Source organism: Paenibacillus sp., from assembly GCF_031177825.1.
Lineage (GTDB): Bacteria > Bacillota > Bacilli > Paenibacillales > YIM-B00363 > Paenibacillus_AE.
Window position 1 is genome coordinate 33,977 of sequence record NZ_JAPSKE010000033.1, and the last position, 23,290, is coordinate 57,266.

Sequence of the window (23,290 nt, forward strand, 5' to 3'; positions counted from 1 at the left end):
CCGTTCATCCCGCCCGATGCGCCGGCGCGTAGCCGGTCATTGCAGCGGGCTGGATACCAACGAAAGCTCCGGATGAGACTGGAGCGCTTCGCGGCAATAATCGCATACAAGCTTGACGGTAACGTCTCCGCTTGAATTATACGTAATTATATCGTTGCGCTCCTCGGGGGTCAAGAAATGGAATCCGAGCTGCGCCTCCGTGACATGCTCGGACGAAATCTCCCCGAGCGACATTCTGCAATGCTTACAAACATAGCGAATCGACATAACGTCCCCACCTCCCGTGTCCATCTGATGTTAGTATCGCCACGGGAGCGGCGGTTCCATTCAGCTTCCGTTAAATTTCGCCATCGCCTTCTCGAACGGTTCCTTCAAGCAGTATTCCATCGCGTCCGCCGCCTTCGTTACGGTCCGCTCGAGCGCTTCCCGCTCCTCCTTGCGGAACGTCGCCAGCACATAGTTCGAGATGTTCGTGCCCGGCGCCGGGCGCGAGATGCCGAGCCGAATGCGATGGAACTGATCGGTGCCGAGATGGGCGATAATCGACTTGATGCCGTTGTGACCGCCGGGGCTGCCCTTCATGCGAAGGCGAATCGAACCTAACTCCGTGTCCATATCGTCGTATACGACGACCAGATCCGCGGGGTCCGGCTTATAGAAGTCAAGGAACGCTCGCACGCATTCCCCCGACAGGTTCATGTACGTCATCGGTTTGATCAAGTACGCTTTCTCGCCTTCCACCCTCGCTTCGGCGACGAGCCCCTTGCACTTCGACTGCGCCGTCGAGACGCCCCACCGCCTCGCGACCTCGTCCAGCGCCATCCAGCCGATATTGTGGCGCGTATCCTCGTAATCTCTGCCCGGATTGCCGAGCCCGACGAACCATTTCATCACATACTCACTCCCGTAGCCATTATACACCAAGGGCAAACAAAAAGTCCCCTCTCCCAAGGGGACTTCGACGTTCTTCTGCGCCCGACCGGCCGTTAATCCGCGTGAGCGCCGACCTGCTCTTCCGTCGCTTCCGCCACGTCCTGATCGCGGATTTCGTCGGTCGCCTCCGGCAGCTCCTTCTGCGGCGCGAGGATCGTAGCGATGATGTCGTTCTCGTCGCTGCGAATCTCGACGCCCGCCGGCACCGCCAGATCGCGCACGTAGAGATGTTCCCCGACGGCGAGACGGCTGACGTCGGCTTCGATCGCCGCCGGGATGGCGCTCGCGATGCAGCGCACTTCGACGGTCGGGTTCATCACCTGCAGGATGCCGCCTTCCGACACGCCTTGCGCTTCGCCCGTCAATTCGACGCGAACCGTCGCTTTGACCGGCTCGCTCATGTCGATCTGGTGGAAATCGACGTGCAGGATTCGCCCCAGCACCTTGTCGCGCTGAATTTCCCCGATCATGACCGGCTGCTCGCCGTGCGTCGGCAGCGTCAGCCGCAGAATGCCGCCGGCGCTCGCGCCGCTGCGCATGAGCTGATGCAGCGCCTTCTCCTCGATATAGATCGGCTGCGACGCCACCTTCTTGCCGTAGACGACCCCGGGAATCTTGCCGCTCTCCCGGTTCGTGCGGCGATCGGACTTCGTCTCGCCGGAACGCGACAGTACCGTTACCTTCATGTCGATCATCGAAAAAAGCCTCCTCTGGAACAGTAGATACTGAAAACGATGTACCTACTGTTCCCTGAGAAGGCCGGATATAGTCGTCTTCGACGACGTTAATCTTCGAACAGCTTGCTGATCGACAGTTCTTCGTGGACCCGGATGATCGCTTCGCCCATCAGCGGCGCCACGGACAACGTCTTCAGCTTCGTGCAAGGCTCCGGATTCGCGACCGGTATCGTGTTCGTGATGACGACTTCCCGAATCGGCGATTCCTCGAGCCGGTGCATCGCGGGACCCGACAGCACGGCATGCGTGCAGCAGGCGTACACGTCCTTCACGCCCGCTTTCTTCAGCGCGTTGGCGCCGAGCGTTATCGTCCCCGCCGTATCGATGATGTCGTCGATCAGAATCGCGGTGCGACCCTTCACCTCGCCGATGATGTTCATGACCTCGGCGACGTTCGGCTCCGGACGGCGCTTGTCGATGATCGCGAGCGGCACGTTCAAGTAATCCGCCAGCTTCCGCGCGCGCACGACGCCCCCATGGTCCGGGGAGACGATCACGACGTCCTCGAGCTGCTTCTCCTTGAAGTACGCCCCGAGGATCGGCACGCCGAGCAGGTGATCGACCGGGATGTCGAAGAAGCCTTGGATTTGCGTCGCATGGAGATCCATCGAGATGACGCGGTGCGCCCCGGCCGTCTCGATCAGGTTCGCTACGAGCTTCGCCGTGATCGGGTCGCGGGAACGCGCCTTCCGGTCTTGGCGGGCGTAACCGTAATAAGGGATGACGACGTTAATGCTCTTCGCCGACGCGCGCTTCAGCGCATCCACCATGACGAGCAGCTCCATCAAATGCTCGTTCACGGGCGCGCTCGTCGACTGTATGACGTACACGTCGCAGCCCCGTACGCTCTCGTCGATCCGCGTTTGAATTTCGCCGTCGCTGAACCGGATCGTCTGCGAGACGCCGAGCGGCAAGCCGATATATTCTGCGATTTCCTGCGCAAGCTGCGGGTTCGAATTGCATGTGAACACCTTCAGCTTGGGATCCCGGTAAGACATGGAACGTTCTCCTCCAGCTTATGTTCGAATAGTTTGTTGCTTCGATGGCTTCAGCGATTTTTCTTCGCCTTGAGACGGGCCCGCAGCGTCTTCGCGTACCCCTTCTTCGTCGTCTGTCGGTCGCGGGCGATCGCCAGGTCGTCTTCGCCGACGTCCTGCGTAATGGTGGAGCCCGCGACGACGAACGCGCCCTTCCCGATGCGAATCGGCGCGATCAAGTTGACGTTGCTGCCGACGAACGCCTCGTCTTCGATGACGGTCTCGAACTTCGAGAACCCGTCGTAGTTCACCGTTATGACGCCGCAGCCGATATTGACGTCCTTGCCGACGCGCGCGTCGCCGACGTACGCTAGATGCGACACCTTCGACCCGTCGTCGATCGTCGAGCTCTTGATCTCGACGAAGTCCCCGATCTTCACGTCGCTGCCGAGTCGCGTGCCCGGACGCAGGTTCGCGAACGGACCGACGGTCGTGCGAGGGCCGACGACCGCGTTGTCGAGCACGGAGTGTTTGACGGCGGCGCCGTCGGACACCGTCGAAGCGTGAATGTCGCTGTTCGGCCCGATCGCGCAGTCCGAACCGATCTGCGTCGCGCCCCTCAGCGACGTGCCCGGATAAATCACCGTATCGCTGCCGATCGTCACGCCGGCGTCGATATAGGTCGAAGCCGGGTCGACGATCGTCACGCCGTTCAACAGATGCGACCGGTTGATGCGCGCGCGCATGAGCCGCTCCGCCTCGGCCAGCGCGACGCGGTCGTTCACGCCGAACGCTTCGTCCGCGTCGCTCGTGCGGTACCCTTGCACCGTGTCGCCCGCTTCCCGGAACAAGCCGATGACGTCCGGTAAGTAGTATTCCCCTTGGGCGTTATCGTTCTTCACCTTCGCGAGCGCCTCGAACAGCTTGCGATTGTCGAAGCAATACGCGCCCGCGTTGATTTCCTTGATCTCCCGCTCCGCCGCGTTGCAATCCTTCTCTTCGACGATGCGCTCGATGGATCCGTCCGCGCCGCGCACGATGCGGCCGAGGCCGGTCGGATCGGCGAACGTCGCCGTCAACAGCGTACCCGCCGCGCCGGATTCGCGATGCAGCGCGAGCATGCCGGCGATCGAACGCGCCGTCAGCAGCGGCGTGTCGCCGTAGACGACGACGGTCACGCCGTCTTCGGCGCCGAGCAGCGGCTCCGCGACGCGGACCGCGTGGCCCGTGCCGAGCTGCTGCTCCTGCATGGCGTATTCCGCCCGGGCGCCGAGCGCCGAACGCACGGCGTCCGCGCCATGGCCGACGACGACGACCTTGCGGCCGACGCCCGCTTCATCGAGCGCGTCGATGACGTGCTCGACCATCGGTTTGCCGCACACGGGGTGCAGCACTTTATGTAATTTGGACTTCATGCGCTTACCGAGTCCTGCTGCCAATACGATGCCCATAATATTCATGATTTCTGATAATCCCCCTTCCGAATTCGCCGTTCCGCTCTGTCGAGGGTTGGTTTTTCCCACATGAAATCATATCTCACTTTCCGAAAAAAGAAAAGAGAGAGCCCTCGGCTCTCTCGTCGCATTCGTAATTACGCTCCCTCTTCGATTACGTCTTCCTCTTCGGATGCCGCGCGGTCGTACTCCGCCAGAACGGCTGCTTGGATCTTCTCCCGAGTGGTCGACGAAATCGGGTGGGCGATATCTCGGAACTCGCCGTCCGGCGTGCGCTTGCTAGGCATCGCCACGAACATGCCATTGTTCCCGTCAATTACCCGGATGTCGTGAACGACGAATTCGTTGTCGATCGTAATAGATGCGATCGCTTTCATACGACCTTCGGAGTTCACGCGGCGGAGTCTCACATCGGTTATTTGCACTTTAGGTCACCACCTTATCATTATCGAAAAAAAGGACTTGGTGTAATATTCCACATTGTCATACAAATTCCTTCCGATTTCTTGAGACTCGCACACATTTTTTTATAAATATTCAGAAAGCTTCGATTTCAGTCCTCAACCGCCAAGATCAACTCGATTTCCACCAACGCGTCCTTCGGAAGCCGGGCCACTTCGACGGTCGAGCGCGCCGGTTTATGCCCTTCGAACATTTCCTCGAACACGGCGTTGAACTCGGCGAATCGATTCATGTCCTTAATGAACACCGTCGCCTTCACCGTCGACGCCAGCGTCGTGCCGCAAGCCGCCGCGACGGCCTTCAAGTTCTCGAGCACTTGCCGGGTTTGCTCCGCCATCCCGCCTTCGACCATCGCGCCTTCGGGCGTGAGCGGAATTTGGCCGGACGTGAACACGAGTCCGCCGACGCGCATCGCCTGTACGTACGGTCCGATGGCCGCGGGGGCCTTGGTTGTCGAAATTACTGTTGGATTCATAGGTTCGTTCCCTCCTCGAAATAGTTGCCGGGCGCCATGCGAATTTCCCTCGTCTTCGGGTCGACGTGCGCAAGCCGCGCCAACGATACGTATTCGTCGACGAGCAACTCCTCTTCGTTCACGCCTCCGGCTTCGACCAGGACGCCGACGCCTTGCACCGTCGCCTCGAATTCTTGAAGCAAGTCGATCATGCCGCGCGCCGTGCCGCCCGCCCGCATGAAGTCGTCGACGATGAGCACGTTCGCCTTCGACTTCAAGGCGCGCCGCGCGAGCGTCATCGTATGTATGCGCTTGTTGGAGCCGGAGACGTAGTTGATGCTGACGGAGGAGCCCTCCGTCACCTTCGGGTCCCGGCGCACGATGACGACCGGGATATTGAGATGCGCCGCCGTCGCGTAAGCGAGCGGGATGCCCTTCGTCTCGACCGTCATAACGACGTCGATCGGCCGATCGCCGAACACCGACGCGAACGTGCGCCCGATCTCGTTCATGATGGCCGGTTGGCCCAAAATGTCCGACATGTATAAGTAGCCGCCGGGCAGCAGCCGTTCCGGCTGCTCCAGCAGACGGCAGACGCCGTTCACGAGGGCGAGCGCCCCGTCGCGCGACATCTTCGGCACGAATTTCACGCCGCCGGCCGCGCCTGCAAGCGTATGCAATTCGCCGATGCCTTCCGTCTCGAATACCTCTTTAATGATCGTTAAATCTTCGCTGATCGACGATTTCGCCGAGGCGTAGCGATCCGCGAACACGGTCAGGGGTACGAGGACATGAGGTTTGGCCAGTAAATACTGCGTCATCTCCACGAGACGTGCGCTTCTTTTTAACTTCTTCACCCCTTATCCCCCCTTATAATTCCAAAAATCAATCAATTTCCGAACATTATAAAGAGAATATACCACTTACGTCCGTGTTTGTTCAAGAGGCGCGGACAATAGGCGCACCACGTGAACCTCGCGGCAGAAGCCTCGGAGGCCGTTATAGATGCGAGCGAGCTTCGATTCCCGCTGCACGAGCGCGAAGACGGTCGGTCCGCTGCCGGACATCAGGGCGCCGTCCGCGCCTAACCGAAGCATCGAGTCCTTGATGTACCGCACCTCCGGGTGCATCGGAATCGTCACTTCCTCCAATACGTTCCCGAGCGCCCCGCACATGCCCGCGAAGTCGCTCGCGTCGATCGCCCGGAGCAACTCTTGCGTGCGCGGTCTGCGTTCGATCCGATCGACGCGGAACCGCCCGTAGACGTCCGCCGTCGACACGTTGATCGGGGGCTTCACCAGCACGACCCAGCATGAGGGCGGCGCGCCGAGCGGCGTCAGCTTCTCGCCTCGCCCGCGGGCGATGGCCGTCCCGCCCGTCACGCAGAACGGCACGTCCGAGCCGAGCTCTTCGCCGAGCTTCTGAAGCTCCTGCGACGGGATGTTCAAGTCCCACAGCCGGTTCAGTCCGCGCAGCGTCGCCGCCGCGTCCGTGCTGCCGCCCGCGAGCCCCGCGGACACCGGGATCCGCTTATCCAGGTGAATATAGACGCCCTTCTTTACCCCATACCGCTCTTTAATCAGCTTCGCCGCTTGGAACGCCAAGTTTTTCTCGTCCAGCGGAATGTACCCGGCCTGGCTCGAGATAATGATCGTGTCCCGCGGCAGCTCCTCCATCTCGAGCCGATCGGCCAGATCGACCATCGTCATGATCATCTCGACCTCGTGATAGCCGTCTTCCCGCTTCCGCAGCACGTCGAGCGACAAATTGATTTTGGCGGGCGCCTTCTCGTACACTTTCACCTCGGTGAGTCACCGCCTTTCCATTCAGCATCCGTCCCATTAGTGTATCACAATTGCGAGGATGCAAAAAAGGAGCCCGCGATCCGGACTCCCTAGGCCGTCCCTATGTTACGGACGATATCGTCCCGGCTGCGATTGTATCGCCGCGCCCGCCTGCCGCGGCTGGGCGAACGACGACGTCATCGTCGTCGTCATTCCGACGGTGCGCCCCATCGTCGCGGTCGCCGCTCCCGTCGTTGCCGTCGAAGCCGCCATCGCCGTCGACATCCGCTGCGGCGGCGTCTGCGTTCCCTGCGTCTGCATTCCCTGCGTCTGCGCCCGGGCCTGATCCGCCAACGTCTTCTCGGCGATTTGCAGCGCCCGCTTCACCATATTGCCCGCGTCCTTGGCCCGAATGCCGCCCCATCCTTCCTTCTGAACGGTATCGTAGAACCCTAAATCCTTCGCGAGCTCGTATTTCAACTCCTCGGACATGACTCCCCTTCTTTTGCGCGCCATGTTTTCCACCTCCTTCGGTTAGGCTGCCCCATATCGTTCGGTTATCGATAGTATGGTTCGAGGAAGGAGGCCGCATGCGAAGGCGGGCGAGGGGACGTTTTCCGGAGATTCCGTATAAGCCCTTATAGACGAAAAAACGGCAAGGCACCGGAGCGTTCCGGTCCTTGCCGTTCTAAAAGCAATCGCTGTTCTAGGCGGTCGATTAGGCTTGAATGTGGGCGATTCGAACTTGTCCATCGTTGTCGCCGCGCACGGTCACTTCGACGGTCTCCGTCAAAATATCGGCGTAGCTGTATGAGACTCTCTTGAAAGCGTGTTGTTCTTGGTCCAGTTTGACAATGAACACGGAAGGGTAGGTTTCCTCCAAAACACCGGTGCGTTCGATCGTTTTGCGACGGCCGCCGTTCGCGCGAAGCGTAATTTGCTGACCGACGTGAGCTTCAAGGCTCTTCTTAATTTCCAACAGCGCATTCTTGGCCATTGTCAACCACCACCTCTTTCCTTAGGTATTATAACCGAAAAGGGGGGCTTGTGTCAAATAGCCGAATATTATATCAGTGGACTTTGCGCGTTGTCAACGGATCTCTTTAAAAAAAATTAATTTTCCGGGCCGATTCGAGGCAACCCCATCCGGTAGTTGCCGCGCGTTTCGATGCCGCCGAGCCCTTTCAACCCGCTGACGGTATGCGTGATGACATCGTAGATGTTCACGGTGTCCTTCACCGGCGTGAACGCCGACTTCGCCGCGATATAGACCGGATCGAGCGCATGGATCAAGATGCGGGACGGCGAGCTCGCGAAGTTCGCGCCCGCTTGGAGCAGCGCTTCGAAGTGCGACTGGCAGGCGCCGGCGATGATCGTCATCGCGTCGCGATTCCGCTCGTAAGCGCGAGCGACGCGGACCGCCTGCACGAAATGCATAGAGTTTTTGTAATTCCGGATATTTTGCTTATCGCCGTCGAACCGATGCTTCAGAATGGCGTCGTGACCCGTAATGACGACGATGTCCGGCTGCACCGCGGGCAGCAGCTGCCGCAGCGCCTCCGCCATGTCCGACTCCAACAGATGGTATCCTTCGGCGGGAATGCGCAGCTCGTTATAGACGGCAATGCTCTTCTTCAAATACGATCGATCCCCGTCCAGATGCAGGATCGTGCCGGGCACGTCGAAATAAGGCTCGGTCGACCGCTTCAGACCGGCGATGCGCAAGCGGCTTTGCTTTAAGAGGGATACCCCCCTGACGTCTTCCTCCATCGGCTCGGTCGCCGCTTCCAAATCGTCGAGCGGCGCGTCCGCCAGCAATCGGTACGATACGCCCTTTAACACGGCTTGCCGATCCTTGAGATCCTGGATCCGAAACAAGACGTCTTTCCCGTACGATTTGCGGACGACGCAGTCGCCAATTTTCATGTTCCATCCCTCCATACGTATATCGTATGGCGGGCATAGGCGAATGGTGTACGCGAACCTGTCGCGCTTTCGTACGTTTACGTCTTACGCTCGCTCCGATCGCTCGCGCATCGCGTTCGCGATCGTCGCGAACTCGGATAGACTGAGCGTCTCTCCCCGGCGTTCCGGCGCGATGCCGCACGCCTCGAGGAACGCGCGGCACGCCTCCTTGCCCCCTTCGGTCGCGAAGAACCGCTGCTGCAAATTGTTGAGCAGCGTCTTCCTCCGCTGCACGAAGGACGCCTGCACGACGTCGAAGAACAACGCCTCGTCCGTTACGTCGACGGGCGGCTTCGCCCGCATCTTCAGCTTCACGACGGCCGAATCGACGTTCGGCTGCGGAATGAACACCGTATGCGGCACCTTGGCCACGACCTCGGGTACGGCATAGTATTGAACCGCGACCGATAGGCTGCCGTAATCCTTCGAGCCCGGCGCCGCGGCGAACCGGTCGGCGACCTCCTTCTGGATCATGACGACGATCGACTCCACCGGCAGGCGCTCCTCCAGCAGCTTCATGACGATCGGCGTCGTAATGTAATACGGCAGATTCGCCACGACCGATACGCCGTCGAGCCCGTCGAACTGCTCGCGAAACAGCGCCTGCATATCCACCTTCAGCACGTCGCCGAGCACGACGGTGACATTCGGGTAATCGGACAGCGCGTCCTCCAGCATCGGCAATAGCCGCTGATCGATCTCGATCGCGACGACGCGTCCGCTCCGCTCGGCGAGCTTCTCCGTCAGCGCGCCGGCGCCGGGGCCGATCTCCAACGCGCCCTTCGTCGGTCCGAGCTCGGCGGCGTCCGCGATATTGCGCAGGATGTTCCCGTCGATGAGGAAATTTTGTCCCAAACTCTTCTTGAACGAGAAGCCGTATTTCTGCAACAGCTCCTTCGTCTTGCGCGGCGAACCGATGCCTTCCGCCTTGTCCTGCCGCGCCGGTTCCGTCCATTGCGTCATTCGGCGTCACCCCTTCCCGCTTCTCCGTCATTCGCTCCCGCATATGCGGCTGCGCCTTCGTCCCATGCATCGGCCGGCCAGCCGCAGGCGGCGAGCGCGGCCGCGATTTCCGTCCGGCGAATGCCGAACATGGCGCAGCGCTTCAAGAACGTCTTGGCGTTCGCATAGCCGATCCGAAGCTTCCGCCCGACGAGCAGCCGCCGGTGCGCGGAGCCTGCCGTCCCGGCGAGCCCGACGACGAACAGATCGGCCCAAGCGACGTCCGTCCCCGGCGCCTCCGCCTCCGTCCGCACCGCCTCCAGCGCGTAGCGGATCGACTCCGGCTTCGCGTTTTCGATCCCGATATCGTCGCCCAGCGTCGCCTCGTCCTGGGACAAGAACGCATGCTTGCAGCCGGGTACCCGTCCCGAGACGATCGAACGTATGCGCTCGCCCGCGTAGTCGGGATCCGTCAAGATGATGACGCCCCGCTTCTTCTGCGCCAACGCGATGCGGGCTAGAACGTCCTTGTTTACGGCCGATCCCCCGGTCTCGATCGTGTCGGCGTCGACCGCTCGCTTCACGGCCGTCGTATCATGCTTCCCCTCGACCACGATGATTTCCTTGATCATGCTCCGCGCTCCTTATACGATGTACTGGTATTGTACCCTTCTTCGGACAAAGAAAAAAGGGCCGCCAAAGCGGCCCTCAACTCCCGAATGAAAGAACATGATGAAAAAATAAGAAACTTAGTTCGCGACCGGCTTCTTCGGTCCGATCACATACACCGTATATCCTTTCTTGGTGCCGAACTTGTGCGCATGGGCTTCGCTGTCGAAGTACACGTCGATCTTCTTGCCTTTGACCGCGCTGCCCTTATCCTCCGCGCGCCGGAATCCGACGCCGTCGATATACACCCACCATCCCATCGGAATGACGTTGGTGTCCACCGCGATCGTGCGTCCTTCCGACACCGTCGTGCCCGATGCGGTAATGCCGTAGCCCTTGTCGCCTTTCCGCTTGCCCGTCGAAGCGAAGCCCGCCGAATACGCCGTAAGCGTTACGTTCTTCAGCACGCCCTTCACGCCGAAGGTCATGCCGTCGAGCGTCACTTCTTGGGTTTCCGCCGACAAGACGGCTACCGCATTCGTCACCGGCTTCGGCTCCACTTTCGTGCCGATGGCGACGATCTTCGCGAGACTCTCCTGCTCCACCGTTCGCGCCAATACTTGTTCCGAAACGAGGACGCCGTCCTCGTATACCTTCTCGATTTGCTTGACGAGCACGCCCTCTTGGCCTTGTTGTACGACCTTCTCTTTACCCTTGAGCAGCGACTTGTCCTCTTGTTTGACCGTCTCGAACGGCAGCGCGTGTTCCGTTTCCTCGACGACGCGTTGTACCCGCACGATCTTCACGTCGGCGGAAGCCGTCAGCCGTTCGTCGAGCGCCGGTCGGATCCGGTCCAGCTCGCCGAGCGTGACGCCCGCTTCGTTCAAGACGTCTCTCACTTGCGCTCCCGTCGTGTACACTTCGACGGTCTTGCCGTCCGCCGTGACGCTGACCGGGAACGCCCGATCGATCTCCACCGCGGCGCCGTGCTTCAGCCTCGACGTCAACGGCAGCGACGATTCATCGTGTTTCCCTAAGACTACCCCTTGTTCTTCTAACACGTCTGCTACGGTCTCCGTCGTCGTAACGACCTCGATCGTGTTACCGTCCGCGACGATCGATACGCGCTTGAACTGCGTACCGTACATCAACGCGGAGAATAGACCTACCGCCGCAAGCGCGCTTGCGACGACCGACAATAAAACCTTCTTATGAGCACGGGCCCAGCGCCATGCGTAAGACATGTCGGACAGACTTTCCTCATGGGTTCCTTGTACAGGAATATCCCCCATTGCTACAGTCCTCCTTACATAGTCCCGCCTTGTACGTGAGTTGTTCTCTCAGGTGCAAAGGATCGACGCGACTATATTCGTAGTGTGAGGCAACCGTTCGAATCCATGAAAAAAAGCCGGGACGAAGAGGCTCGTTCGCGGCTTTTCGTGGAAGCGAAAAGTGTGCATGTTCAGCACGGACGGTTACCTCTCTCGTAACGCTTACGAGGTTAGCTGTCGGATTCGGACCGGAGAGTGGCCCTATCTCGGCGTGCGCCGTACGTACAATGACGGCGATATCCGAAAATTCACCCCTAGACGTATCTTACGGATACGTCCGATGCGGTTCCCCCGTTTCCCCAAGCGATGGGCGGCTTCTGCAGTCGCTCATCGGGAAACTCAGCGATACTGGAAATATGTTGTAATCTTTATTTCATTCGGTGTCTGATAAGTATCATAAAGGGAGCAAGCCATCGTTGTAAAGAGGGGTCAATCCCCCGAAATCGATGATAATCGGCGGAAATTCGTAAATTATGGCCGGTTACTCGAAATAACCGCTACGCGTTTCACCAATTTGCGCCAATTTCTCGCTTTATCTCCCCCTTTCTCCAATCGGGCGAAATAACGATGCCGCATTCGCGCTCGTGATCGCCGCGAAATCCTCCAAGGAAAGCCCTTTGATCTCCGCCGCCGCTTCCGCGACGAGCCGGACATACCCCGTCTCGTTTCGCTTCCCACGATACGGATGAGGGGTCAAATACGGCGCGTCGGTCTCGACCAAAAGACGATCCATCGGCACCTTCGCCAGCACCTCTTTCGGCTGTTTCGCGTTCTTGAACGTGATCGGGCCGCCGAACGAGAGGTAGAAATTCATATCCAAGCACATCTGCGCCGTCTCCCAGCTGCCGGAAAAACAGTGCATGACTCCCCCTACATCGTATGCTTTCTCTTCCCGTAATATGGCAACGACATCGGCATGCGCGTCCCGATTATGGATGACGATGGGCAGTCCGAGCTTCCGGGCCAACCGGATTTGCTCGCGAAAGACGCGGTGCTGCACGTCCTTCGGCGATGTATCCCAATAATAATCGAGTCCCATCTCGCCCAGCGCGACGACCTTCGGATGCGTACGCGCCAGGTGCTCGACGTAGTCCAAATCTTCGGCCGTCATATCGATCGCGTCTTGGGGATGCCACCCCACGACCGCTTCGACGCAATCGAACGTCTCCGCGAGCGCAAGCGTCGTCGGGATCGACTCCCGGTTGCAGCCGATATTGATGATGCGGGTCACTCCCGCTTCGTTCGCGCGACGAACGACCGCCTCTCTCTCGCCTTCGAAAGAGGCGTGGTCCAGATGCGTATGCGTATCCGTAATCATGGGTTCATTCTCCTCTCAGCCATTCCTCGGTTTCGGCCGTAACGTATGGATTGCCCGGCTCCAGCATCCGTTCGGGCACGTAAATTCGGTGCCTCCCCGACGTCGTGCCGCTGATCGAGCGAACGATGTCGGACGCTTCGCTGATTTCGAGCAGCTCGCCGTCACGTTTCAACAAATAAATCGGTTTTCGTTGCGCGTTTCGACCCGAGCGATAAACATCGTACGACAAATCTTTCGGAAAATCGACCTGCAAATAATACTCCGGATCGTACCCTTCCCGGCGAATCGATTCCCGCAGCCGATCGAGCAACTCGTCGTCGAGCTTCGACGGCGTGGCGTACTTGAACAATTTTCTATGTAGGAATCTTCGGCATAAATCCGACAATATCGGGTCCTTGTCGTTCGTCCACAACTCGAAAGCGGCCTGCGCCAGCGCCTCGTCCAGCTGCAAATAATGCTCCGTGTCTAGCGTCCCGTCGAACAGCCGGCGCAGCGACTCGGGCATGAAGAGGAACGCGTGGCCGCTGTCGTATAATGATTTCGCTCGCGCGAAAATATTCCGCAGCACGATCTCCGAGCTCCGCGTCACCGGATGGAAGTACACCTGCCAATACATCTGATAGCGAGACGTCAAATAGTCCTCGACCGCGTGCATGCCGCTCTCTTTCACGACGATTTGGCCTCGGTACGGCCGAATGACCCGGAGGATGCGTTCGAGGTCGAACATGCCGTAATTTACGCCCGTGCTATACGCGTCCCGCAGCAAGTAATCCATCCGGTCGGCATCCAGCTGGCTGGAGACGAGCGACACGACGATCTCCTGCGGATACGTCTTGCAGATGACGGCCGCGACGCGGTCCGGGAACGTCGGATCGACGCCGCGCAGCACCCGGTTCACCTCGGTGTCGCCTTGGATGATGCGGCACGACCACGATTCGTGATGCTCGCCGAACACCGTCTCGATCGAGTGGGAGAAAGGGCCGTGCCCGATGTCGTGCAGCAGCGCCGCGCACAGGCACAACAAGCGCTCCTCGCCGGGCCAATCCTCGAAGCGGTTGCGCTCGAATTGACTGATAATCTTGCGTGCGATCTCGTATACGCCGAGCGAATGAGAGAAGCGGCTGTGCTCCGCGCCATGGAACGTCAAGTACGAAGTGCCTAGTTGTCGGATGCGGCGCAGCCGTTGAAATTCTCGCGTGTTGATTAAATCCCAAATCACGGGTTCCTGTACATAAATATACTTATGAACCGGATCCTTAAACACCTTCTCTTCGGGCCATATCGACATGGTTCGATCCCACCGTTCTTCGCTATTAATCGACATTATTCGACAATTATTTCATTCCCTTGTCGAACGCCGCTGTCGGATTCTTATCCAATTTGTTGCCTCTTGAATATTGGAAAACCCTTTAAAAATAAGGAATTTATAAACGCGCCAATCCACGTTGACTATTATGGGAATGCTTGGTATCATAGAAACTAGTAAAAATTATGTCGAATTATGGCGAGCATAAATTTATTGTTATTTTACATTTTGGGAGGAGTTATCCATATGATGAAGTCTACAGGTATCGTCCGCAAGGTCGACGAACTCGGCCGTGTCGTGATCCCGATCGAACTTCGCCGAACGCTTGGCATCGGCGAGAAGGACGCGTTGGAGATTTATGTCGACGGCGAGCGGATTATGTTGAAGAAATACGAGCCCGCTTGCATCTTCTGCGGCAACGCCGACAACGTCACCTATTTCAAGGGAAAAATTGTTTGTAACGAATGCCTAAAAGAAATGCCGACCCCTGTGACAAAATAAGAAAAATAGTATATAATAGCTTTATGACCATGTTAATTCTAACCTTTTTATATCTCCTTATTGGCCTATGATCTCCAACGGTTTCGTTGACGGATCATAGGCACTTTTTTTGTCCTTACTCCGGCTTTCCTTGATGGATGGCGTTATAGAGGTCCCGCTTCGGCACATTCCGGTCGGTCGCCGCCTTCTTCAGCGCCTCCTTATGCGGGAGACCTTCCTTCCGTTCGTAGGCCTCGACATGTTCGGCCGGCGACAATTCGGCCCACCAGGCCGTCTCCTCCTCGCCGTCCCCGGCAAGCCCCGAATCCCCTTCCACCAGCACGCAATATTCGCCCATCGGCCCGTTCGCTTCCACATGCTTCAGACAGCTCGATAGGGTGCCGCGCGCGAATTCTTCGTACCGCTTCGTCAGCTCCCGCGCCAGGACGCACCGGCGGTCCCCCCAAGCTTCCAACATGAGTTTCAAGGTCGCCTCCACCCGATGCGGCGCTTCATAGAAGATCAGCGTCGCCGGCTGGCGCTTCCACCGGGCCAGCGTCGCCGACGCCTTCCGCTTATCGCGGGGCAGGAAACCCACGAACGTGAACGCTTCGGTCGGCAGTCCCGAGGCGACCAGTGCCGTCAGCGCGGCGTTCGGACCGGGGATCGGCACGACGGAGACGCCCCGTTCGATCGCCTCCGCGACGAGATCCGCGCCGGGATCCGAAATCGCCGGCATGCCGGCGTCGCTGACGAGCGCGACCGTCTCCCCGGCGAGCAGCTTGTCCAACAGCGCTTCGCCGCTTTTCTCCTTATTATGCTCATGGTACGAAACCAGCTTCCCGGGGATGTCGAAGTGCGTTAGCAGCTTCCTCGACTGCCTCGTATCCTCCGCCGCGATCCATGTTGCTTCCTTTAATATATGTACCGCTCTGTAGGTCATATCGTCCAGGTTTCCGATCGGCGTTCCGACGATGTATAGCGTGCCGTACGGCGTCCGCCCCTCGTCGCGGAAGCTGCGCTGGATGCGCGCTTCTTCGGCGTTGTCTAGCATCGCGTCCCCCTCCATCCTTCTAGGTTACCCCTTCAGTTCGTTTTTGCGTCCATAGAAAATGTCGAGCAGCTCCTCCGTGTACGAACCGTCGGCTTCATGCACGACGAGCGGCGGGAGCAGGCGAAGTTCCGACTTCCCATCCTTCAGCGCCTCGACAAGCACGATATTCGCTTCCTGATCGCGACGCGGATGAATGAAGCGCATCCGCTTCGGCTCGAGCTTCGCCGCGCGCAGCTCCGTTACGATCTCCGCGAGCCGCGACGGCCGGTGAACCATCGCCACCTTGCCGCCTGACTTCACGAGCCTCGCGCATGCCTGCGTCACGTCGGACAGCGTCGCGAACAGCTCGTGCCGCGCCGCGGCGATGTGGGGATTGCCCTTGATCTCTCCCGACGTTGCCGGCAGGTACGGCGGATTGACGGTGACGAGATCGAAGCCGCCGTGACCGGCTTGTTCGTGGTACGTCTTCAGGTCGGCCAACTCGATCCGCACGCGGTCTCCCAGCTCGTTCAGCTCCACGTTGCGCCGCGCCATGTCAGCCAGCCGCGGCTGAATTTCTACGCCTGTAATCCGTGCCCCCGTTCGCGTCGTCAGCAGCAGCGGAATCACCCCGTTGCCGGTGCACAGATCGACGATCGCGCCCGCCTTCGGCACCGAACAGAACCTTGCCAGGAGGACGGCATCGAGGGAGAAGCTGAACACCTCGTCGCTCTGTATGATTTTCAAATCTTGCGTCAATAAGTCGTCCAACCGTTCGCCCGGCTGCAGCTCGACTCGCTCGACCTTCATCGGCCGGTCCCCCTTCCTTAGCATCCCTCGTGAAATCGCAAAAAACCGCAGGGCTGTGTAGTCCTACGGTTCTTCCGTCTACTTATTAAAGAAGGATAAGCAAAACAAACAATCGCCTTCGGTGCGAAGATGCCCGTAGTATACGTTGCAGATATGGAACCCTTCGTGATACAGCCGGGCCAAGTTGTCGTACCCTTCGCCGACCTGTCCGGCGGCGTCCTGCGGTTCGGCCCCCGGCCGCTCCGCCGTCTCGGGCGCCTGAGCCGCCGCGACGTCCGGGTCGGGAGCGGCGGGCGTCTCCGCCGTCCCGTTCTCTTTGCGCAATATTTTGCGTAGTTGCTGGTTTTCTATGCTGAGCCGCTTGTTCTCTTCGAGCAGCAGGACGATCTGCTTCCTCAGCCCCGTCAGCTCTACCCCGAACTTCGCGAACATGTCTTCCATGTGCGTGACTTGGTTGTATAGGTCTTTTCTATCTTCCACCGTTCCACCCCTGGAAAGAGACAACCCTTACGCTTCTTGCTCCGCGACGTCGTCTAGCGGGAAGTCGGATACGCGGTTGCCGGCTTCCGCCACGCGAACGCTTACCATCCGCGAGGATGGATTGATCCCGACGACGACGCCCGTGCCGGCCGACGTAATGACGCGAGCGCCCACGGACGGCAAGTCCTGTTTCACGCTCTCGTAGTTGTCATGTTCGAATTTCAAGCAACACATCAATCGTCCGCACAATCCCGAAATCTTCGTCGGGTTGAGCGACAGGTTTTGATCTTTCGCCATCTTGATGGAGACCGGCTCGAAATCGCCGAGCCACGAGGAGCAACAGAGAATGCGTCCGCACGGCCCCAATCCGCCGAGCAGCTTCGCTTCGTCTCGGACGCCGATTTGGCGAAGCTCGATCCGCGTCCGGAACACGCCGGCCAAGTCCTTGACGAGCTCCCGAAAATCGACGCGGCCTTCCGCGGTAAAATAAAAGATCACCTTGTTCCGGTCGAACGTGTATTCGACGTCCACAAGCTTCATCTTGAGTCCGTGGTCTCGGATCTTGTCCACGCATATATCGAACGCGTTCTTCGCGGCCGCCTTGTTGTCGTCCACGACCTTCGCGTCGTTCTGATCGGCGACGCGAATGACTCGCTTCAACGGCAGTACGACGTCCGACTCGCGAACCGTCTTCTTGCCGATGACGACCTTGCCGTATTCCACGCCGCGCGCCGTCTCAACGATGACGTTCTCATGATCCTCGACCGGAAGGTCGCTGGGGTCGAAATAATATACCTTGCCCGCCTTCTTAAAGCGGACGCCTACGACTTGATACGTATCCATCATGTCCCTCCTTGCAACGCGAATAAAAACCGTTCAAGGACAAGTTGGGGATTCGCATGCCCGCGGAGTTTCCGCTTGGCCTTCAGCGCTTCGTCCATCACGGCGACCCAGTGATGGGCCGGCTTGGACATGGCCTGCTTGGCATGGAACTCCAGTTGATCTATGAACACGACCGTTGCGGTCTGTTGTCGTTGCAGTACGATCATATCTTTACACCATAAGGCGAACAAATCGAACAAGGTGTCCAAGTGCTCGGACATCTCCCCTTTGCCTGCGACCGATTGCGCGGCCAACATGCTGGCGGTGAATCCGCGGGTAGACTCCTTAGCCAATTGTAACACTGCGTTTCGGATTTCTGCAAACCAATTTAATTGGATAAGCTCGCGCGCCGTCGACAACCCTGGCGCCAGCCGTACCGCCGGTTTGACCAGCGCCGGAGGATGCCCCTCCCGCAGCAGCTCCGCCTCCATCGTCTCGGGGGACAGCGGCAGGAATACCATGCGCTGCGTACGCGATCGAATCGTCGGCAAGAGGGCTTGCCCGTTTTCGGTGATAAGTATGGCTACCGTCGCGGAACTCGGCTCCTCCAAGAACTTCAGCAAGGCGTTCGCCGCTTGCGGCGTCAGCCGATCGGCGCTCTCGATGACGTAAACTCTCGGCTTCGTCCCCGTCGTTCGATAAGCGAATTGCTTCTGCAGCTCCCGCACCTGATCGATCTTCACCGTCGCCCCGTCCGGATCGACGCTCAGGACGTCCGGGTGATTGCCGTTATCGATCTTCCGGCATTCGGCGCACTTCCCGCAAGCGTCGTCGCCTCCCTCCAGACAATGAATCGCCTGGGCGAGCGCATGCGCCGTCGCTCTGCGTCCCGTGCCGCGAGGCCCTTCGAAGACGTAAGCATGCGACAGCGCGTCGGAGCGGAGCGCCGCCTGCAGCTGCATCTTCACCCGTTCCTGACCGGGGATATCTCGGAATGGCATGTCCTTCGCTCCTAGTAAAACAAGTTGATCAGCAGTCCGCGAATTTCGCCGACTTTGCCAAGCAGTTCGATACGGCCGCCTTCCGTCGCGAGCAGCTCGTCCGCCATCGAAAGGAGCGCCTGATCGATCTCGTCCAACAATTGATATCGTTTCGTTCTGCCTCTTCGGTCCCAGCCCCTCGTCTCCTTCAAACCGACGCCTTTGCGCACCGTGTCTTCCAAGAAACGTTGAACCAGCACCTTATATTCTCTAAGCTCGCGCACCGTCATCGAACGGGCCAGCCGTTCGCCTTGCTGCGCGATGCGTTCCATCCGTCGGGCCAGCTCGTCCTGCGACGCCGCCTCCCGTTCCTGCCTTAGAAAGCCGGAGAACGGCCTAGCGGACGCGGAGGTGCCAGAAGCCCCTTCGTTCCGAAGGGGCTCCTTGCCGAACGGGCGGATGCCGGGATTGATTTTCACGTCGATCCGCCTCCGTGTCCGAAATGATTCGTTCGTGCTCTGCTTTATTCTTAGAAATGTTCGAAACGCTCGACCGGCATGATGAAGACGGCGGCTCCGCCGACCTGCACCTCGACCGGGAACGGAATATAGGAATCCGTTGTACCGCCCATTGGCGTGACCGGCGTAACCAGTTGATCGCGCACCTTGCAATTCGACTTGATGACCTCGAGGACGTCCTGCACGCGATCGTCTTCGATCCCGATCATGAACGTCGTGTTTCCGGCCCTCAGGAAGCCGCCGGTGCTCGCCATCTTCGTCGCACGTATCCCCTCTTTAATCAGGGCGTTCGACAAGCGGTTGCTGTCCTTATCTTGCACAACTGCGATTACAAGTTTCATCCTAAATTCCTCCTCTGAGCGATTTTGTCATTGCTGTTGCTGTAACAAACGGTCGAAGTCCGCATGGATGTCCGCGGCGATGTCGGCGACGGTCCGATTCGCGTCGATCAACATCACGCGCTGCGGTTCGGCTTTCGCGATCAGTAGGAATCCGTCTCTCACTCGTTCGTGGTATTCTCTCTCTTTCTGCTCGATGCGGTCGAGTCCCGCGCCGCTGGCCGCAAGCGCTCGACTCAATAGCCGTTCGCGGCTTACCGACGCGGGCACATCCAGCAAATACGTCCGATGCGGGCGCAATCCGCCGGTAGCGAACCGGTTGATTCGGGCCACCTCCTCGGGATCCCGGCCCAGGCCGTACCCTTGGTAGGCGATGCTCGCGTCGACGAATCGATCGCAGACGACGACCTTCCCCCGCTCGAGCGCCGGGACGATTACCTCGCGAACGTGCTGCGCGCGGGAGGCCGCATAGAGCAATATTTCCGTTTCGTCCATCATTTCCCCATTGTCCGGAGACAGGACGATCTCGCGCAGCCGATCGCCGATCGGCGTCCCGCCGGGCTCTCTCGTCCGTACGACGTCCGCCCCCATCGACGCCAGCCGCTCGCCGAGCAGCTTCATTTGCGTCGTCTTGCCGGACCCGTCGGGTCCTTCGAAAGTAATAAACAAGCCTTTCACTTTCAGGCTCCTAACATAGTATATTGCCTAGCTGCCATTAGGGTTCCTTACGAACGCCGATCATTCGAAGCGAGGGGTCGCGAACGCCTTGAACCGAAGCGCCTTGCTCCCGGAGGCGAAGCGCCGCCGCCGCGATGTCCCGAGTAATCTCCTCGCCGGGCAAGAGGATCGGAATGCCGGGCGGATACGGAATAACCATCTCCGCGCACGTCTCGCCAACCGCTTCTTCCCATGGAATGTCTTGTCGTACGTCCGTCCTTGCGGCCGAAATCGCGTCCTCCGCCTTGAAATAAACGGGTGCGGACAAGGATAACGCCCCTAATGCATACATATTCGAGAAATTTTGCTGATTTTCCTTCTTTTTCGCCGGAAATCGTGAGGCAAATTGTTGTAACGCCGAGAGGAGCCGTTCGATTTCCGCCGCCGACGTGGCTGCACTGCAGGCCAGGACGACATACGACTCGTTCGCCATCTCCGTATAGATGCCGACCTCGGCCAAACGCTCCGCCAGTTCGTAGCCCGTCCACCCGCCGGCGGCGTCGTAGAGGAGAGGCTTAAAGGGATCCGAGGTCGTCTTGACGCCGAATCTTCCGCTCGTCGTCGTTCGCAACGCCGCGCCAAGACTGTCGATCGCTTCCAACGCCTCCGCGAAGAGCGCATCTCCTCTCGTATGCAGCTCCCGCCGCGCCCGGTCGAGCGACGCGAGAATGAGGTAGGAGGGACTCGAGCTCTGCAGCATACGTAAGTACGCTTCGATGCGCTCATGCGGGATGCGATTGCTGCCTATATGCAGCATAGCTCCCATCGTCAAGGCGGATAGCATCTTGTGCGTCGACTGAATGACGACGTCGGCCCCTTGCTGCAACGCGGATTTCGGAAACCGCGGATGTCGCCCGAAATGCGCCCCATGCGCCTCGTCGACGATGAGCGCTTTCCCTCGGGCATGCGCCGCCTCCGCGATCGCGCCGATGTCCGCGGCGATCCCATAATAATTCGGGCTCGTTACGAAGACCGCCTTCGCCTCGGGATGCTCGTCCAACGCGCGCGCGATCGCGTCCGCCGACACGCCGCCGTATAAACCGAGCTCCTCGTCGGCTTCCGGGAGGACGAATACCGCCCCTGCGCCGCGCAGCATCAACGCGTGGATCGCGGACTTGTGCGCGTCCCGCTGCAGCACGAGCAGCTCTCCCGGTCCGGCCGCCGCGTGGATCGCCGCCAGGTTGCCGACGGTGCTGCCGCCGACGAGGAAATACGTTCGCCGCGCCCCGAAGCATTGGGCCGCGAGCGCCTGCGCCTGCTCGATCGCGCCCGAGGGCGCGTGAAGATCGTCCAGACCCGGCAGCTCGGTCGCATCGTAAGGCCCAACCGCTCCGAGCCAGCTCGCCACATCCGGGTCGGATGCGTACGCGGCGCCCGCTTTATGGCCCGGCACATGAAAGCCCGCCCGACGACGCGACCGGTACGCGGCGAGCGCGGCCACGATCGGCGCGTCTCCCGGTTGAAGCGTCCGTTTGTCCGTCATCGGGCGCTTTCCCCCTTTTTCGACATAATCTACTTGTATCTTACCTCGTTCTCCGTCAGAAAAAAAGACTCCCCGCCGTCGCGCCCGACCGTCGGAAAGTCCTTTCCATTCTATGAGATCTGCATCGATTATGCGTCCTTTTTATACCATACTCGTTTCATCTGGGTAATGAAAAACGGATACTTCTCGTCTTTCACGTCCGTCCGTACCATTTCCGTCTCGCAATCCGCACAAATAAATTGACCGCAAATATGAATTCCTTCCGAACGCGTCTCTTCGCAAATCATGCAGATCGTCGGCTCCGCTTCGGGATTCAGCGCATTCATTGGGCAGCTCACCTTTCTCGTTTTACTCCCAGTATTGCCTTTCTTCTAAATCTCTAAACTTTTTTTGGCGAACTTGCTATAATTGAGAATCGGTATGTGATTCCCATTCTTCGCCACCGTTCCTTATGTATATGTGGGCGCGGAGAGAAGCGTGAATGAAACCCGAAGACCCCGAGGTGACGGTTGTGGCGATGCAAGCAGAAACGCCCGCGAACGAAAAAGTGATCTACCAATACAAGCTCCTTAAGAGGATTCGCCGTCATCCTTTAATTAGCCTTGTTTATTTAGGTTTTCTTACATTATGGCTTTCGGTCGTACCGATTCTTCACGGGGGAGCATACCATTTGCTCTGGGGCATCGGCGCCTTGGTCGGCTGGCAGGCGGCGTATTACGTCCTGACAACGGCGCTCCTGGGCCGGGAACGGGAGGAATTGAGATATTCGCAGCGGTACGGTTGGCTGCTTGCATCGCCTTGGTTCGGGTACCTGCCGACCTCCAGCGTGCCGTTCCGTCAATATCGATCGATCCAGCTGCACCTAACCGCGATCGGCGTATTGGCGTCAGCGGGATTGGCCGTCTGGGTGCCGCCCGCCGCGGCACTCACCGCAGGCTTCATCCACCTGTGGTGGATGGCGCCGCGCCTATACCTCGCGATGGCGATGAAGCGTTCCGCTCAGTCGGGCAGCATTCTCGCCATGACGCCCGCAGATGTGGGCTTGTATTCGTCTTAAGCCATACAGCTCGATGCCTTCGCTTTCAACGATGATATGGAAATTTACGATATTTTGCCGATAAAGGCCGTATCCGTGTGAATCCGCTCGAAATTACGCATCTTCCTCATGTCCTTCGTCCAGTAGGTATAACTGTACGCCGGTTTTACCTAATCTTATCAGAGAAAAAAACGCCTCCGGATTCGACGAATCGAATCGGAGGCGTTCTTATGTCAGCTTGGCGACGTCCTACTCTCCCGGGACCCTGCGGTCCAAGTACCATCGGCGCTGGAAGGCTTAAATTTCGTGTTCGGGATGGGT

Annotated in this window: 28 protein-coding genes, 1 rRNA gene, 1 pseudogene and 1 riboswitch; of the genes and pseudogenes, 2 read left to right on the forward strand and 28 right to left on the reverse strand. The window is 59.1% G+C overall.

Features of this window, described 5'->3' with window-relative positions:
• Positions 1-36: 36 nt before the first annotated feature.
• The 17 genes and pseudogenes from fin to RIN49_RS25135 form a co-directional block, all read right to left on the reverse strand.
• A complete protein-coding gene (gene fin, locus RIN49_RS25055) occupies positions 37-267 on the reverse strand; it encodes an anti-sigma-F factor Fin (protein WP_309122877.1) in 231 nt (76 codons plus the stop codon).
• Positions 268-327: 60 nt separating this feature from the next.
• The gene (gene pth / locus RIN49_RS25060; protein ID WP_309122899.1) at positions 328-891 is read right to left on the reverse strand and encodes an aminoacyl-tRNA hydrolase; all 564 of its coding nucleotides are present in this window, start codon (positions 889-891) and stop codon (positions 328-330) included.
• A 95-nt stretch (positions 892-986) separates the two neighbouring features.
• Complete coding sequence (locus tag RIN49_RS25065) at positions 987-1,628, reverse strand: 50S ribosomal protein L25 (protein ID WP_309122878.1); 642 nt, start codon at positions 1,626-1,628, stop codon at positions 987-989.
• An 89-nt stretch (positions 1,629-1,717) separates the two neighbouring features.
• Entirely contained in the window at positions 1,718-2,668 is a 951-nt protein-coding gene (locus RIN49_RS25070) for a ribose-phosphate diphosphokinase (RefSeq protein ID WP_138197981.1), read from the reverse strand.
• A 50-nt stretch (positions 2,669-2,718) separates the two neighbouring features.
• Positions 2,719-4,107 (reverse strand): bifunctional UDP-N-acetylglucosamine diphosphorylase/glucosamine-1-phosphate N-acetyltransferase GlmU, encoded by a 1,389-nt coding sequence (gene glmU, locus RIN49_RS25075; protein ID WP_309122879.1) that lies wholly within the window; start codon positions 4,105-4,107, stop codon positions 2,719-2,721.
• Positions 4,108-4,238: 131 nt separating this feature from the next.
• Positions 4,239-4,526, reverse strand: coding sequence for a septation regulator SpoVG (spoVG, locus tag RIN49_RS25080; RefSeq protein WP_138197979.1), 288 nt, complete (start codon positions 4,524-4,526; stop codon positions 4,239-4,241).
• 128 nt (positions 4,527-4,654) lie between these two features.
• Positions 4,655-5,038 (reverse strand): RidA family protein, encoded by a 384-nt coding sequence (locus RIN49_RS25085; RefSeq protein ID WP_309122880.1) that lies wholly within the window; start codon positions 5,036-5,038, stop codon positions 4,655-4,657.
• Positions 5,035-5,874, reverse strand: a complete 840-nt coding sequence (gene purR, locus RIN49_RS25090; protein ID WP_309122881.1) for a pur operon repressor — start codon at positions 5,872-5,874, stop codon at positions 5,035-5,037. The genes RIN49_RS25085 and purR overlap by 4 nt, the downstream gene beginning before the upstream one ends.
• 66 nt (positions 5,875-5,940) lie before the next feature.
• Complete coding sequence (gene ispE, locus RIN49_RS25095; protein WP_309122882.1) at positions 5,941-6,819, reverse strand: 4-(cytidine 5'-diphospho)-2-C-methyl-D-erythritol kinase; 879 nt, start codon at positions 6,817-6,819, stop codon at positions 5,941-5,943.
• 324 nt (positions 6,820-7,143) lie between these two features.
• Positions 7,144-7,317: pseudogene (locus RIN49_RS25100) on the reverse strand (small, acid-soluble spore protein, alpha/beta type); the annotation flags it as partial.
• 202 nt (positions 7,318-7,519) lie between these two features.
• The gene (gene veg, locus RIN49_RS25105; protein ID WP_138197975.1) at positions 7,520-7,798 is read right to left on the reverse strand and encodes a biofilm formation stimulator Veg; all 279 of its coding nucleotides are present in this window, start codon (positions 7,796-7,798) and stop codon (positions 7,520-7,522) included.
• A 116-nt stretch (positions 7,799-7,914) separates the two neighbouring features.
• Positions 7,915-8,727, reverse strand: a complete 813-nt coding sequence (gene yabG / locus RIN49_RS25110) for a sporulation peptidase YabG (RefSeq protein ID WP_309122883.1) — start codon at positions 8,725-8,727, stop codon at positions 7,915-7,917.
• 84 nt (positions 8,728-8,811) lie between these two features.
• Positions 8,812-9,729, reverse strand: coding sequence for a 16S rRNA (adenine(1518)-N(6)/adenine(1519)-N(6))-dimethyltransferase RsmA (gene rsmA / locus RIN49_RS25115; RefSeq protein ID WP_309122884.1), 918 nt, complete (start codon positions 9,727-9,729; stop codon positions 8,812-8,814).
• Entirely contained in the window at positions 9,726-10,340 is a 615-nt protein-coding gene (gene rnmV, locus RIN49_RS25120; RefSeq protein ID WP_309122885.1) for a ribonuclease M5, read from the reverse strand. The genes rsmA and rnmV overlap by 4 nt, the downstream gene beginning before the upstream one ends.
• 117 nt (positions 10,341-10,457) lie before the next feature.
• A complete protein-coding gene (locus RIN49_RS25125; RefSeq protein WP_309122886.1) occupies positions 10,458-11,561 on the reverse strand; it encodes a resuscitation-promoting factor in 1,104 nt (367 codons plus the stop codon).
• Between the two features lie 230 nt (positions 11,562-11,791).
• Positions 11,792-11,964: riboswitch (cyclic di-AMP (ydaO/yuaA leader) on the reverse strand.
• Between the two features lie 216 nt (positions 11,965-12,180).
• Positions 12,181-12,966 (reverse strand): TatD family hydrolase, encoded by a 786-nt coding sequence (locus tag RIN49_RS25130; protein ID WP_309122887.1) that lies wholly within the window; start codon positions 12,964-12,966, stop codon positions 12,181-12,183.
• A 4-nt stretch (positions 12,967-12,970) separates the two neighbouring features.
• Entirely contained in the window at positions 12,971-14,254 is a 1,284-nt protein-coding gene (locus RIN49_RS25135; RefSeq protein WP_309122888.1) for an HD domain-containing protein, read from the reverse strand.
• 264 nt (positions 14,255-14,518) lie between these two features.
• Between RIN49_RS25135 and RIN49_RS25140 the strand changes: the two genes are divergently transcribed.
• Complete coding sequence (locus RIN49_RS25140; protein WP_138197968.1) at positions 14,519-14,773, forward strand: AbrB/MazE/SpoVT family DNA-binding domain-containing protein; 255 nt, start codon at positions 14,519-14,521, stop codon at positions 14,771-14,773.
• A 115-nt stretch (positions 14,774-14,888) separates the two neighbouring features.
• On the opposite strand, the gene rsmI is transcribed toward RIN49_RS25140, so the two are convergent.
• From rsmI to RIN49_RS25190, 10 genes are all read right to left on the reverse strand, one after another.
• Positions 14,889-15,806: a 16S rRNA (cytidine(1402)-2'-O)-methyltransferase gene (rsmI, locus tag RIN49_RS25145; protein ID WP_309122889.1), complete on the reverse strand. Its 918-nt coding sequence runs from the start codon at positions 15,804-15,806 to the stop codon at positions 14,889-14,891.
• 24 nt (positions 15,807-15,830) lie between these two features.
• Positions 15,831-16,595: a tRNA1(Val) (adenine(37)-N6)-methyltransferase gene (locus tag RIN49_RS25150; RefSeq protein WP_309122890.1), complete on the reverse strand. Its 765-nt coding sequence runs from the start codon at positions 16,593-16,595 to the stop codon at positions 15,831-15,833.
• Positions 16,596-16,673: 78 nt separating this feature from the next.
• Positions 16,674-17,036: an initiation-control protein YabA gene (locus RIN49_RS25155; protein WP_375295284.1), complete on the reverse strand. Its 363-nt coding sequence runs from the start codon at positions 17,034-17,036 to the stop codon at positions 16,674-16,676.
• 66 nt (positions 17,037-17,102) lie between these two features.
• The gene (locus RIN49_RS25160) at positions 17,103-17,918 is read right to left on the reverse strand and encodes a PSP1 domain-containing protein (protein WP_138197965.1); all 816 of its coding nucleotides are present in this window, start codon (positions 17,916-17,918) and stop codon (positions 17,103-17,105) included.
• Positions 17,918-18,898 carry a DNA polymerase III subunit delta' gene (holB, locus tag RIN49_RS25165; protein ID WP_309122892.1) on the reverse strand — a complete coding sequence of 327 codons (981 nt, stop codon included), beginning with the start codon at positions 18,896-18,898 and terminating at the stop codon, positions 17,918-17,920. The genes RIN49_RS25160 and holB overlap by 1 nt, the downstream gene beginning before the upstream one ends.
• An 11-nt stretch (positions 18,899-18,909) precedes the next feature.
• Positions 18,910-19,356 carry a YaaR family protein gene (locus RIN49_RS25170; protein ID WP_309122893.1) on the reverse strand — a complete coding sequence of 149 codons (447 nt, stop codon included), beginning with the start codon at positions 19,354-19,356 and terminating at the stop codon, positions 18,910-18,912.
• 50 nt (positions 19,357-19,406) lie between these two features.
• On the reverse strand, positions 19,407-19,736 hold the full coding sequence (locus RIN49_RS25175; RefSeq protein WP_138197962.1) for a cyclic-di-AMP receptor: 330 nt from the start codon (positions 19,734-19,736) through the stop codon (positions 19,407-19,409).
• A 27-nt stretch (positions 19,737-19,763) separates the two neighbouring features.
• Positions 19,764-20,411, reverse strand: coding sequence for a dTMP kinase (gene tmk / locus RIN49_RS25180; RefSeq protein WP_309122894.1), 648 nt, complete (start codon positions 20,409-20,411; stop codon positions 19,764-19,766).
• A gap of 37 nt (positions 20,412-20,448) precedes the next feature.
• Positions 20,449-21,933 carry an aminotransferase class I/II-fold pyridoxal phosphate-dependent enzyme gene (locus tag RIN49_RS25185; RefSeq protein ID WP_309122895.1) on the reverse strand — a complete coding sequence of 495 codons (1,485 nt, stop codon included), beginning with the start codon at positions 21,931-21,933 and terminating at the stop codon, positions 20,449-20,451.
• A gap of 128 nt (positions 21,934-22,061) precedes the next feature.
• Positions 22,062-22,220: a sigma factor G inhibitor Gin gene (locus tag RIN49_RS25190; RefSeq protein WP_375295285.1), complete on the reverse strand. Its 159-nt coding sequence runs from the start codon at positions 22,218-22,220 to the stop codon at positions 22,062-22,064.
• Positions 22,221-22,414: 194 nt separating this feature from the next.
• Between RIN49_RS25190 and RIN49_RS25195 the strand changes: the two genes are divergently transcribed.
• Positions 22,415-22,990, forward strand: coding sequence for a hypothetical protein (locus tag RIN49_RS25195; protein WP_309122897.1), 576 nt, complete (start codon positions 22,415-22,417; stop codon positions 22,988-22,990).
• 215 nt (positions 22,991-23,205) lie between these two features.
• Here RIN49_RS25195 and rrf read toward each other — a convergent pair.
• Positions 23,206-23,290 (reverse strand): 5S ribosomal RNA (rrf, locus tag RIN49_RS25200); the annotation flags it as partial.

Bases quoted from the DNA above. Each gene is read 5' to 3' on its own strand.
- RIN49_RS25150 (WP_309122890.1), bottom strand. From the start codon at position 16,595: ATGAAGGTCGAGCGAGTCGAGCTGCAGCCGGGCGAACGGTTGGACGAC.
- rnmV (WP_309122885.1), bottom strand. From the start codon at position 10,340: ATGATCAAGGAAATCATCGTGGTCGAGGGGAAGCATGATACGACGGCC.
- RIN49_RS25085 (WP_309122880.1), bottom strand. From the start codon at position 5,038: ATGAATCCAACAGTAATTTCGACAACCAAGGCCCCCGCGGCCATCGGA.
- holB (WP_309122892.1), bottom strand. From the start codon at position 18,898: ATGCCATTCCGAGATATCCCCGGTCAGGAACGGGTGAAGATGCAGCTG.
- glmU (WP_309122879.1), bottom strand. From the start codon at position 4,107: ATGAATATTATGGGCATCGTATTGGCAGCAGGACTCGGTAAGCGCATG.
- RIN49_RS25125 (WP_309122886.1), bottom strand. From the start codon at position 11,561: ATGTCTTACGCATGGCGCTGGGCCCGTGCTCATAAGAAGGTTTTATTG.
- fin (WP_309122877.1), bottom strand. From the start codon at position 267: ATGTCGATTCGCTATGTTTGTAAGCATTGCAGAATGTCGCTCGGGGAG.
- RIN49_RS25175 (WP_138197962.1), bottom strand. From the start codon at position 19,736: ATGAAACTTGTAATCGCAGTTGTGCAAGATAAGGACAGCAACCGCTTG.
- RIN49_RS25070 (WP_138197981.1), bottom strand. From the start codon at position 2,668: ATGTCTTACCGGGATCCCAAGCTGAAGGTGTTCACATGCAATTCGAAC.
- RIN49_RS25130 (WP_309122887.1), bottom strand. From the start codon at position 12,966: ATGATTACGGATACGCATACGCATCTGGACCACGCCTCTTTCGAAGGC.
- pth (WP_309122899.1), bottom strand. From the start codon at position 891: ATGAAATGGTTCGTCGGGCTCGGCAATCCGGGCAGAGATTACGAGGAT.
- RIN49_RS25160 (WP_138197965.1), bottom strand. From the start codon at position 17,918: ATGGATACGTATCAAGTCGTAGGCGTCCGCTTTAAGAAGGCGGGCAAG.
- rsmI (WP_309122889.1), bottom strand. From the start codon at position 15,806: ATGCTAGACAACGCCGAAGAAGCGCGCATCCAGCGCAGCTTCCGCGAC.
- RIN49_RS25155 (WP_375295284.1), bottom strand. From the start codon at position 17,036: ATGGAAGACATGTTCGCGAAGTTCGGGGTAGAGCTGACGGGGCTGAGG.
- rsmA (WP_309122884.1), bottom strand. From the start codon at position 9,729: ATGACGCAATGGACGGAACCGGCGCGGCAGGACAAGGCGGAAGGCATC.
- RIN49_RS25140 (WP_138197968.1), top strand. From the start codon at position 14,519: ATGATGAAGTCTACAGGTATCGTCCGCAAGGTCGACGAACTCGGCCGT.
- RIN49_RS25065 (WP_309122878.1), bottom strand. From the start codon at position 1,628: ATGATCGACATGAAGGTAACGGTACTGTCGCGTTCCGGCGAGACGAAG.
- RIN49_RS25195 (WP_309122897.1), top strand. From the start codon at position 22,415: ATGAAACCCGAAGACCCCGAGGTGACGGTTGTGGCGATGCAAGCAGAA.
- RIN49_RS25190 (WP_375295285.1), bottom strand. From the start codon at position 22,220: ATGATTTGCGAAGAGACGCGTTCGGAAGGAATTCATATTTGCGGTCAA.
- veg (WP_138197975.1), bottom strand. From the start codon at position 7,798: ATGGCCAAGAATGCGCTGTTGGAAATTAAGAAGAGCCTTGAAGCTCAC.
- RIN49_RS25185 (WP_309122895.1), bottom strand. From the start codon at position 21,933: ATGACGGACAAACGGACGCTTCAACCGGGAGACGCGCCGATCGTGGCC.
- RIN49_RS25135 (WP_309122888.1), bottom strand. From the start codon at position 14,254: ATGTCGATATGGCCCGAAGAGAAGGTGTTTAAGGATCCGGTTCATAAG.
- yabG (WP_309122883.1), bottom strand. From the start codon at position 8,727: ATGAAAATTGGCGACTGCGTCGTCCGCAAATCGTACGGGAAAGACGTC.